Below are 9808 nucleotides of genomic sequence, written 5' to 3' on the forward strand. Positions count from 1 at the left end.
ATATCGGATGCAATCAGCTACACATCCAGCAGAAAGAGCGTGTGTGGCTATGGCTATTTTCGCAATCGAAGAATTTGAATCCATCAAAGATGAAGGTTCAGATGAGGATGATGACGAATATGAAACTGATTGTTTATTCCCTGAATAACGTTCGTTGCCAGGGGTTTAATGAAGCGCGAGTAATACACCTTCCTAAATATTTTCTTACAAATTACAAGATGGTTAAACGGATATGAAAGCCATAGTCACAGTAGTTGAAAAAATTTCATCTGAAGCTCACATTAATATTCCTGAAGGTTTAGCAGAATCAGGTATTAGACAGCACGTTGTAGACAATTACAACAGTGGCGAAATGCTTCCTTTACTGAATATTTTCCACGTTGATTTTGAATCTATGAGCGTTCACATTGGTAAAAAACTCCAAAGTACTTGGCAACCTGGAAAGTCTTGGAGTTCAAAGCGTCCCTATTACTTTTGCAAACTTGGAAGATTTACTTTGACTCTATTAACTGATATAGAGCAAAACTTAACTCGTACAGCAGTTTACTTTGGGCATCATAAGCAACTTATTTACACATCAGAAAAGGAGATATCTAAAGAATTGGCAACAGTTGAACTCCAAAATTTCTTAAGTGAATTAGCTGTTGAACTTCAGACTTTAAGCCACATTGAATTTCCAGAACAAGTCTGAAATTAACATTGAAAATAACAGGAGTTAAACATGAGACTAACAACATTAGAAGGTCAATACCAGTGCATCGTGATTGACCCTCCCTGGTTCTATCGGCTGAGAAATCAGGATAAAACTCACCGAAACCGCATTAACTACAAGCCAATGCACATAGAAGAAATACTGTCATTGCCTGTTCCAAACTTAAGCAATCCTACAGGGTCAGTCCTTTGGCTTTGGTACACAAATAATCACATGGTCGAAGCGGCTCAATGCTTGCAAACATGGGGATTTGAACTCAAGACTATTTTGACTTGGGAAAAAGTCACCAAAGATGGCACTAAAACACATCTAGGTGTCGGTCATTGGTTGCGGAATTCGACTGAACACTGTGCTTTGGCTGTTCGTGGGAATGTCAAAGCTTTCTCTGGACGGACACTCACAAACCAGTCAAGCATTTTACACTCACCCCGTCGTGAGCATTCACGTAAGCCCGAACAGTTTTTTGAACTTGTAGAAAAGCTGTGTCCTGATATGACCAAGCTGGAGATGTTCGCACGTTCGTCTAGAGTTGACTGGGATTGTTGGGGTGATCAGGCGGATCTGTTTGATCAGCTTAATGCAGAAATTGATAACGATACTTCATTGAGTGCTTAATTAACGCTAATTTCGGCACTCAAAACTTGCTGAACCTTGAAAATCAAATATCAAACAATTCTAATTTTCTGACGGTGTGTCATCTGCTGTCTGATAAATAGAACGCAATTCATCAACAGTATCTGCTGTTTCTATTGCTGCCAAGATTGATTCCAGCAATCTGAAATCTTCAAGAAGCTCAATTTCAGGTAATAAGTTTTGTCCAGGTGTTCCAAATTTGAGTTTTAACCCCAAAGCTATGCCTTTTAATAAAGATTCTATTCGAGCAATTCTCTCAAAACTAGTAACGTACTGCATACACAGTTGTGCCTCCAATTGTTCGACTTCTCTTTTAAACTCTAGTTCTAAATCCAATGGTAACGTTAGCATCCAATCAATAAAAGCCAAAAGGTTAACAACAGCCTCGCGTTCAAACCCTTGCTCATACAACCGACGCACTAAATTCAGTTTTGATTGTTTCCTTTGTGACCTATTACTGCGGGTTTGCACTGCTGCCAAGTGAGCCATTACCACTGTAGCAAAGGGGTTACGACTGACTTCTAGCTCCGATAACCTTTGTTGATAGTCTAGCAGCTTGATTACAGGAAACTGAAAATCAACCGTACAACCAAACAAATCGTACCCAAACTGCGATGGACGCCAGTTGATGTTGTCATCCCCCAGTATCGCGCATGATGCAACAGAGCGATCATAACGGTCAAAAATTCGATAGTTGTAGACAAACATCCGTTTAGGAAAATCGGTTTCCTCTTGACTTTGGATTTCTATATGAATCAACAGCCAAGATTCTTCGCCCCCAATGCGATAGATTTTCACCAATTTATCAATTAGTCGTTTTCCTAATTCAGCATCACGAACTACTTGCTGTAACTCTTGATCTAGAAACTCAAAACCACGACTCCAATCAATTTCACTGTGTGCTTGGGGAAAAAAGAACAACATGAAGTCTTGAAAATACAACTGTAGTATTTGCTTCCAAGGAGAATCGTATTCAGTAAGAGGTGTTTTATTAGCCATTTTCAAATGTATTGTCTAATTTCAAATTGCAGAGGTGTTTATGCCAACAAACATAGAATGGACAGACTTAACAGATAATATCATCCGTGCAAAAAAAGGCGGTTGGTGGTGTCAAAAAATCTCAGAGGGGTGTAAAAATTGCTATAGCGAAAAGCTGAATCAAAACTCTTTCTTTGGCGGAAACAAGCAACCATACTCTGGGCAACCACCAGAGCTAGTGTTAGATACAGAAGCTATTCGGAAATGGGGATTCCAAAGAAAACCTAAGAAGCATTTCGTTTCTTCAATGACTGATGTTTTTGGTGAATGGGTTCCGCGTTTTTGGCAACATGAAATGCTGGACGGAATGTTCGTTGCTCCCAATCAAATATTTCAGATTCTCACCAAACGCCCAGAAATTATGCTGTCATTTATGGATGAATGGATTTCTTGTCACAGATTAGACAAATTGCCTTTAAATATTTGGGTTGGCACTTCGATTGAGAATCGCCGCACTTTAGAAGAACGTAGTCAATTTCTTGCTCAAATTCCGGCTTTAATTCGGTTCTGGTCAGTTGAACCATTGTTAGAAGATTTGGGCGATATCACTCACTACTTGAATGATGTTCAGTTAGTAATTGTTGGTGGTGAGTCTGGCCCAAATTCCAGACCATGCCACATTGAATGGATTAATTCAATTGTCCAACAGTGTCAGGTAGCTAAAACACCTGTGTTTGTGAAGCAGTTGGGGGCGAATGCAATATTTGGGGGACAGCGATTTAAAACCCGCGACAAGAAGGGAGGAGACATTGAAGAGTTTCCACAAGAATTACAGGTTAGGGAATTTCCTGTTCCGGTACGAGAGTAAAAGCAAATCCCCCACACTGTTTTTGACAGGCGGGGGAAGAAAAAGTTTTTTGTAGGGTTCTAACGATGAGTTTAACAAAAAAAATAAACATTGCTGGAGGGTTTAAAAGATGACTACCGACAGCTTTAGCGATAGCAGAAAAAAACGCCATATTTATATGGATAGTAAGCTTGACGATTTGCCATTAACAATGGAGGCATATCGTGTTTACTGTCATTTGTGTCGTCGAGCCGGTTGTGATAACAATGCTTTCCCTTCCTACAAATCCATTGGTGAGTTCTGCTTTCGGGGGTCTTTTCCAAATTCACCAATTGACACTTTACGGCGAAAAGCGATCGCAGCAGTAAATGAACTTATCTGTTGGAATTTGATCACAAAAACCAGCAGAGAGAATAACGGGCTACAAACATCAAATCATTACAGTCTTACGGACATGGAAGATTGGTTCCCTAATCCATTAAAACCGTCTTCCTTAATCAGAGGAAAGAAAGATTTAGGTAGTGTTGGGGGGACACTAGGGGGAGTGCTGGGGGGACACCCCAGTAGTGCTGGGGGAACACCCCCGGTAGTGTTGGGGGAACACCCCGGTAGTGTTGGGGGGACACCCAAAGATTATCCAGTTAAAGATTATCCAATTGAAGTCTATCCACTCAAGGACGCGCCCCTGGCTTCGCCACCCGCGCCCCCCACCCAAAAATGTGTGTGTGAAAAAGAAGAACTTGATTTAACAACGGAAGAAATTGAACCTGAAGAACCAACTCCAGAAAAACCAAGTTTAGAAGAATCAACCCCAGAAGAACCAACCCCACAACAACCCACTTCGTTGTTAAAAAATTCCGAGTCTTCGCAACAAACCGATAACACCTCTTGTAGGTCAACTATTGCGGGGGGGTCGTTCGAGAAATCCGAACAAGCGAATAAGCCGCAACTAACCTGTCCCTACAAGACAGCCCGGAACGTGAAAGAACTGATTGATGCTTGGTTAACAGACCCGACTGCTATGAGCGATGATTGTGTGCCCCTGCTTGTTAGAGACTCAATCAAGTGGAATCGCTGGGTTTTACCTTGGCGCAATGGAGAGCGAAAGCTAAATAACTTGTACCAGAACTTCAACCCGATAGTCGTGGATTTTCTGGCACAAGAATTAGCCACGAAGTCTAAACGCTCGGCACAACTCGAAATTACTCATGCGATCGCAGTCATGAACACCTGGGAGAAAACCAAAGGTGGGTGGACGAACCTGATGCAGCGCTTAAGCCAAGCTCAGAGTGCCGAAACTCAACGCCTTGCCCAACAGAAAGCTATACAAACGGCTCATGCTGCCCCTAATGAGTTGAGGGCAGTACTACCCGAAATTAGACAAGCGCGGAGATTTACCAAAACAGAATTCAGGAGCAAGGAGTCAGCATTCAGAATTGAAGCTTGTGCAGCTGCGGGATGAATCATCGCTTAGACCAAGCCATTTCCATCCTCGAAATAAATTTTGCTGCTTGTTCATTCTGGCTCCCGAATTCTGGCTTCTGACTTCTGAATTCGATTTACAAAAGTAGCATAGCAGGAGAAAAAGTGATGTTTTCACCAGATTTTGCCCCAGATAACGTAGTTTCAATGCCTAACCACTTACCACCCCAGGCGATAGAAGCTGAAGAAGTAGTACTCGGTGGCATTTTGTTTGACCCGGAAGCGATCGCTCGTGTAATTAAGATTTTGCAACCAGAGGATTTTTACGTTGGTTCACACAAGAACATTTACCAAGCCGCAGTCAGATTGCACCAGTCTCAGCAACCAACGGATTTATTGTTTGTCACCAGTTGGCTGGAATCTCATGGCTTATTGCATAATGTTGGCGGGAGAAACAAACTTGCATCCTTGCTTAACTCTTGCGTGTCAGCAGTTAACATCGATGCCTTAGCAGAATTGATTCGAGAAAAAGCGCAATTGAGGGCGGTGATCCAAACGGCTTTACAAATGGCACGCTACGCGATGGATGCTCCTTTGACTGAAACTACTGCCACTTCAGTCATCGAAATGGGACAACAAAAACTTTTAGAATTGCGCCAATTAACTGTCCCTTGTCAGATGAAGCTAATGGCTGACATCATCCCTGACGTTTATGCCGAGATTGAATTAGCCAATAACGGTGAAGATGCGATTGAGGTGAATGTCCCCACCGGATTCTATGATTTGGATTCGGTAATTGGCGGGATGCCCTTCGGTTCTTTGACCGTTGTTGGAGGTCGCGGCGGCATCGGCAAGTCCACCTGGGCATTAGATGTTGGTATTCGGGCTGCTGCTAGCGGCTTAACAACTGCTTATTTCGCTTTAGAGATGTCTGCCTCACAAATGATCAAAAAGACCCTTTCAAGGCTGGCAGCACCCCATGTTCCTGCTGACTTGCTTTTTAAACGCAATGCACTTCGGGAATCTCACTGGAATCCTTTGGCTCAAGCTTGTACTGAGGCGATGGCGCTACCATTTTGGTTAAATGACAACCCCGTAATCACCACATCACAAATCAAGGGTGATTTGCAAGATATACAAGCTCGTTGCGGGTCAGTCAGTTTGGTGATTGTGGACTATGTGCAGTTGATTGAACCAATGCGCCGTGAACGTGGCGAAAATCGTGTACAAGAAATCGACTCCATCTTGAAACAACTTAGGGCGATCGCTAAACAATTCAATTGTGCTGTCTTGGGTTTAGCGCAGTTAAAAAGAGAAGTTGATTCACGTTCTGAAAAACGTCCAACTAAAGCAGATTTTCGAGAATCGGGAGGATTTGAACAGGAGGCTGCTGTCATGTTGGGTTTGTATCGGGAAGATTACTACGATAAACAGACTACCCAAAAAGGCATTTTTGAAGTTTCAGTTTTGAAAAGTCGGTTTAGTAGTGAGACGACTGTTAATCTCTTGTTTGACGAAAGATTTGGACAGTTTAAAAATTTGGCTAAATCTAATTATTAAAACCCATGAAAGCGCTATCTGTTCGTCAGCCTTGGGCATGGGCAATTATTTATGCTCTTAAAGATATTGAAAACCGTGGTTGGCCCATTCATTATCGCGGCGACATTCTGATTCACGCCGCAAAAACCTGTACCAAAAAAGAATACTTTGAGGCGAAAGAATTTTGTCAAAGCATGGGAGTAGTAATCCCAGAACTAATATCTCTACGTCGCGGTCAAGTCATCGGTATAGTCACAATAGTTGATTGCAAGTTTTCACAAGTTGCGTCTGGCTGGGGGATGCCTGGGCAATATCACTGGAAGCTGGAGAATCCACGCCAGATTACACCGATTCCTTACATTGGGCGGTTGGGAATTTTTGAAGTGCCTGATGATTTGGTCATGGAGGTGGCTGCATGACTAAAACAGTTCCCATGATTCGCACACTACAACACCTTGGGGCAACCAGGGAAGATATTACCTCCTTTATCAAAAAAGCGAAATCCAAAAAGACATCACCAAAATTAGATGTCTGCAAAAATTTTGATAACACAAAATTAAAACCAGTTCTTCCAGCCAATGCACCGATCGCTGTAGTACTTTTCGCTGGTGGCGGTGGGATTGAAGCGGGGATGGTTGAAGCCGGGATTCGTCCAGTTATTGCAGTAGAGTTTGACCCAAGCAAACCAGAACTGAGCAAGGCGATCGCCAAAACCCATCACCACAACTTCAGCGAGTATGGCTGTAGAATAATCCAGCTAACAGTTCAAGAAGTAGCACGGTTAGGATTCATAGGTTTTCCCCACCGCCCCGATTACCTTCACGCCTCCCCGGTGTGCGCCAACTTCAGTCAAGCCCACACAGCCAAAGCTGGTAAGGGTATTGAAACGGCTGATGATCTGACGGCAGCGATCGCTATAGCTGAAGCCATCCGACAGTTACAGCCACGGGTGTTTACGCTGGAGAATGTGCCGCGCTATCAGAACAGTAAGAGTTTTAGTATCATTCTGCAAGTTCTGGAATCAGAGGGATACTCGGTCGATTACAGTGTGGTCAACATGGCTGACTTTGGGCTACCCCAGGCGCGGCGGCGGTTAGTTCTGGTTGCAAGCAAGGGTTTTCACGTTGCAATACCCGCTCACAGAAAACCAATAGGTTGGTATGAGGCGATCGCTCATCTCATTCCCATGATGACCAATTCTCAACTACTCCCCAAACAACAGCAAGCTTTGGAGAAATTTTTAGCCGGGAACGCGCCGACACCACTGCTAATAGAAAGAGTTGGGGGACGTACACAGTCTAAATATAAGCCTGGGCATTTACCCTGCAACACGATACTGCGATCGCACTTTACCGATCACAAAGGTTGCAACCGTAGTAAGTTCGCTGATATCTGGTTGGCTGATGGTACGGTCAAGTCTTTGTCAATCCAAGGAGCGGCGAAGTTACAAGGGTTTCCCGATTGGTACGAATTTTCCAGCGAGGCGGCAACGGCTGGGTCAATTATCGGCTATTCCGTGCCTCCCAGTTTTGCAACTCAATTATTCATGTCGGCACAAAGTATTTTGAAAGGAGCAAAAATATGACTAATCTTATCCGATATTGTCTTATTCTTTTGCAATGACGATCTGCAACCTTAAGCGCTGAGAGAATTTCAGCGCTTAAGGTTGATCAATTATGATCTATCCAAAAAACTTCTTCGTTAACCGCTACTATTTGCTTGTTCTTCAAGCTTTTATCAATTTGATAGTCTTCAAAGAAGTCTAAAATCTTCCGAATAACTTGCAGTGAGGTCGTTTCTCTTAGATCGCGTATTACTTTAATTTGTAAAATTTGTTGCCAGTTGTAGTAAACCTCAAGGCTTTTTTTAACCCCTCCATCCCGCATTGGTTTAATCAGCCCTGAGCGCTCAAGTTACTGCAACTGATTGGATGTTTCTCCAGTCAATTCCATCGTTTCTCGCCTAGTAAAATGCTTAATCAGGATCTTTTCCTCAGAAAATATTCAAACACGCAAAAATGAATGTATTTGCTAGCATAATTAAGAGGATGTTTGAAAAGTCCTCCAGCGTGTTGTTTCACTACCCTGGCTACCGAGAAACTGCTACTAGCAGAGAATCGGAGTTTTGGGATTTGAGATTGCACCCCTGAGTGGCGCTTGAGCCTCAAGCTGAACTTTTCAAAGATACTCTAAGAGAGTGAGCCAAGTAAGGGCTTGCGCCTTCTACATCTTTTTTGTTGAAATGAGTAAAACACTAAATATTGATTTTTTTAAGGTTGTAATCCCTTTAGACATGAACTTAACTTTTGGAGAAGTTTTACAAAAAGTTATAACCCTACCTGCTGAACAAAGATTTAAAGAAGTTCGTCTACACCATCTATCTGTACATGAGGCTAACTTTGGATGGCAGCAGACATGGGAAGGAGAAATAGTTCGTATTCGGATGGATAATATACCCACTAAAGCTGATCTTGCAGGAAAAATAGAAGATTTCAAGCTAGCAGACGATGAAGGTATAGGTGAACAATCGGCATTTATATACCATCCAGATACAAATATTATGCTACTTCAATCTAACAAACATGGTGTATCACCAGGAAACTTTGCTCAATATTTTGAATTAATGATAGGCTCTAATGCTTCTATTTATATTGATCCAGTAATTCAGCTGGATGCGTTACAAAGATTGGAAAATATGAGCAAAGTAAAAAACTTTGATATTAGTATCGCTGCTTTAGAAGATATGAGCATTTTTGATAATAGCGGACTTGAAGAGTTTGCCAAACTTACTACGGTTTATCAAGCTCCCTCGATTAATATAGAGTTAAAGGTTTCTCGAAAAAAAAACTCATCTTTACCTGTAGAAAAAGTACGCAATGCAGCAAAATCATTGCTACGCATTTCTAATCAAAATCAAAATCAGGTAAAAAAAATAAGAATTTCGGGTTCTAGTGATGAAGATGATAGTTTATTTGTAGATTTATTGAAAGACAGAATGCGTGAATCTATACAAATTAATGCTTCAAAAAACCAACGTAATATTCCTTATATAGAACGCCAAAAAGCTTTACGGAATGCTTGGCAGAAACGAGAATCGGAAATATTAAAAACCTATAAAAAATTAACTAATTAGCAGCACGTAGTATTGCAGCAAATACTCTAATAACTCTATAGCAACTAAGACCACATGTTAAAAGAGTAAATAACCAAATTGCAAAAGCTAACCATTCCCATGAGCCAAAATTTTTAATTTCAATAAATAAGCCCAAAAAGCTTAAAGATGCTAGCAGAAATGACCAGTTAATAGCATCCATAAAATAATTTATTAACATAATGTACTTATTAGCATTCTTCATCTGCTTTATTACATTTGTATTGCCTATTGCAAACAATATTGACATTGCAGCAGCAAGAAAACCTATTGCGATACTACTAAGTGTTGTGGCAGCAGAAAATATGTCTTTTAAAGAGCTTGGCAAAGCTTTACCCAGAGAAAACAAGCAATACAATATTGTAAAAGCTAATCCAAATGTTATAGGATACCATTTTTCTATATTTTTCTGCATATAAATCACCTGGCAACCCAATTAAATATAGTATTTGTAAATATTTTACACTTTTTGTAGTACAGAAATACTGTAAAAAATGCAAAAATAATCAATCTTTAAAATCTTTAAT

Annotated in this window: 12 protein-coding genes; 9 read left to right on the plus strand and 3 right to left on the minus strand. The window is 41.3% G+C overall.

Translation table 11 applies throughout. The annotated features are described in order from the left end of the window. Nucleotides 1-7 precede the first annotated feature (7 nt). From GNF10_RS17405 to GNF10_RS17415, 3 genes are all read left to right on the plus strand, one after another. Entirely contained in the window at nt 8-148 is a 141-nt protein-coding gene (locus GNF10_RS17405; protein WP_185583564.1) for a hypothetical protein, read from the plus strand. A gap of 84 nt (nt 149-232) precedes the next feature. Next, nucleotides 233-691 (plus strand): hypothetical protein, encoded by a 459-nt coding sequence (locus tag GNF10_RS17410; protein WP_185583575.1) that lies wholly within the window; start codon nt 233-235, stop codon nt 689-691. Nucleotides 692-721: 30 nt separating this feature from the next. Beyond that, a complete protein-coding gene (locus tag GNF10_RS17415; RefSeq protein ID WP_185583562.1) occupies nt 722-1327 on the plus strand; it encodes an MT-A70 family methyltransferase in 606 nt (201 codons plus the stop codon). Between the two features lie 60 nt (nt 1328-1387). Here GNF10_RS17415 and GNF10_RS17420 read toward each other — a convergent pair whose 3' ends face one another. After that, nucleotides 1388-2344, minus strand: a complete 957-nt coding sequence (locus GNF10_RS17420) for a cytosolic protein (RefSeq protein ID WP_185607187.1) — start codon at nt 2342-2344, stop codon at nt 1388-1390. A gap of 40 nt (nt 2345-2384) precedes the next feature. Here GNF10_RS17420 and GNF10_RS17425 point away from each other — a divergent pair, with 40 nt between their 5' ends. From GNF10_RS17425 to GNF10_RS17445, 5 genes are all read left to right on the plus strand, one after another. Then, nucleotides 2385-3191, plus strand: a complete 807-nt coding sequence (locus GNF10_RS17425) for a DUF5131 family protein (protein WP_185587614.1) — start codon at nt 2385-2387, stop codon at nt 3189-3191. A 109-nt stretch (nt 3192-3300) separates the two neighbouring features. Further along, nucleotides 3301-4632, plus strand: coding sequence for a hypothetical protein (locus GNF10_RS17430; RefSeq protein ID WP_185607188.1), 1332 nt, complete (start codon nt 3301-3303; stop codon nt 4630-4632). Between the two features lie 128 nt (nt 4633-4760). After that, entirely contained in the window at nt 4761-6152 is a 1392-nt protein-coding gene (locus GNF10_RS17435; protein WP_185587069.1) for a replicative DNA helicase, read from the plus strand. Between the two features lie 5 nt (nt 6153-6157). Beyond that, the gene (locus tag GNF10_RS17440; RefSeq protein ID WP_185587067.1) at nt 6158-6550 is read left to right on the plus strand and encodes an ASCH domain-containing protein; all 393 of its coding nucleotides are present in this window, start codon (nt 6158-6160) and stop codon (nt 6548-6550) included. Beyond that, nucleotides 6547-7716 carry a DNA cytosine methyltransferase gene (locus GNF10_RS17445; protein WP_185587065.1) on the plus strand — a complete coding sequence of 390 codons (1170 nt, stop codon included), beginning with the start codon at nt 6547-6549 and terminating at the stop codon, nt 7714-7716. Before GNF10_RS17440 ends, GNF10_RS17445 begins: the two co-directional genes overlap by 4 nt. Before the next feature lie 85 nt (nt 7717-7801). On the opposite strand, the gene GNF10_RS17450 is transcribed toward GNF10_RS17445, so the two are convergent. Continuing rightward, complete coding sequence (locus GNF10_RS17450) at nt 7802-8017, minus strand: hypothetical protein (RefSeq protein ID WP_185587063.1); 216 nt, start codon at nt 8015-8017, stop codon at nt 7802-7804. A gap of 355 nt (nt 8018-8372) precedes the next feature. On the opposite strand from GNF10_RS17450, the gene GNF10_RS17455 reads away from it, so the two are divergent. Continuing rightward, nucleotides 8373-9263 carry a DUF6731 family protein gene (locus GNF10_RS17455; RefSeq protein ID WP_185592912.1) on the plus strand — a complete coding sequence of 297 codons (891 nt, stop codon included), beginning with the start codon at nt 8373-8375 and terminating at the stop codon, nt 9261-9263. Here GNF10_RS17455 and GNF10_RS17460 read toward each other — a convergent pair. Next, the gene (locus tag GNF10_RS17460; protein ID WP_185607189.1) at nt 9256-9696 is read right to left on the minus strand and encodes a hypothetical protein; all 441 of its coding nucleotides are present in this window, start codon (nt 9694-9696) and stop codon (nt 9256-9258) included. The two genes, GNF10_RS17455 and GNF10_RS17460, sit on opposite strands and share 8 nt — an antisense overlap. Nucleotides 9697-9808: the final 112 nt, after the last annotated feature.

This window comes from Nostoc sp. UCD121, from assembly GCF_014222285.1.
Taxonomy (GTDB): Bacteria; Cyanobacteriota; Cyanobacteriia; order Cyanobacteriales; family Nostocaceae; genus Nostoc.

Bases quoted from the DNA above. Each gene is read 5' to 3' on its own strand.
- GNF10_RS17405 (WP_185583564.1), top strand. From the start codon at position 8: ATGCAATCAGCTACACATCCAGCAGAAAGAGCGTGTGTGGCTATGGCT.
- GNF10_RS17410 (WP_185583575.1), top strand. From the start codon at position 233: ATGAAAGCCATAGTCACAGTAGTTGAAAAAATTTCATCTGAAGCTCAC.
- GNF10_RS17415 (WP_185583562.1), top strand. From the start codon at position 722: ATGAGACTAACAACATTAGAAGGTCAATACCAGTGCATCGTGATTGAC.
- GNF10_RS17420 (WP_185607187.1), bottom strand. From the start codon at position 2,344: ATGGCTAATAAAACACCTCTTACTGAATACGATTCTCCTTGGAAGCAA.
- GNF10_RS17425 (WP_185587614.1), top strand. From the start codon at position 2,385: ATGCCAACAAACATAGAATGGACAGACTTAACAGATAATATCATCCGT.
- GNF10_RS17430 (WP_185607188.1), top strand. From the start codon at position 3,301: ATGACTACCGACAGCTTTAGCGATAGCAGAAAAAAACGCCATATTTAT.
- GNF10_RS17435 (WP_185587069.1), top strand. From the start codon at position 4,761: ATGTTTTCACCAGATTTTGCCCCAGATAACGTAGTTTCAATGCCTAAC.
- GNF10_RS17440 (WP_185587067.1), top strand. From the start codon at position 6,158: ATGAAAGCGCTATCTGTTCGTCAGCCTTGGGCATGGGCAATTATTTAT.
- GNF10_RS17445 (WP_185587065.1), top strand. From the start codon at position 6,547: ATGACTAAAACAGTTCCCATGATTCGCACACTACAACACCTTGGGGCA.
- GNF10_RS17450 (WP_185587063.1), bottom strand. From the start codon at position 8,017: ATGCGGGATGGAGGGGTTAAAAAAAGCCTTGAGGTTTACTACAACTGG.
- GNF10_RS17455 (WP_185592912.1), top strand. From the start codon at position 8,373: ATGAGTAAAACACTAAATATTGATTTTTTTAAGGTTGTAATCCCTTTA.
- GNF10_RS17460 (WP_185607189.1), bottom strand. From the start codon at position 9,696: ATGCAGAAAAATATAGAAAAATGGTATCCTATAACATTTGGATTAGCT.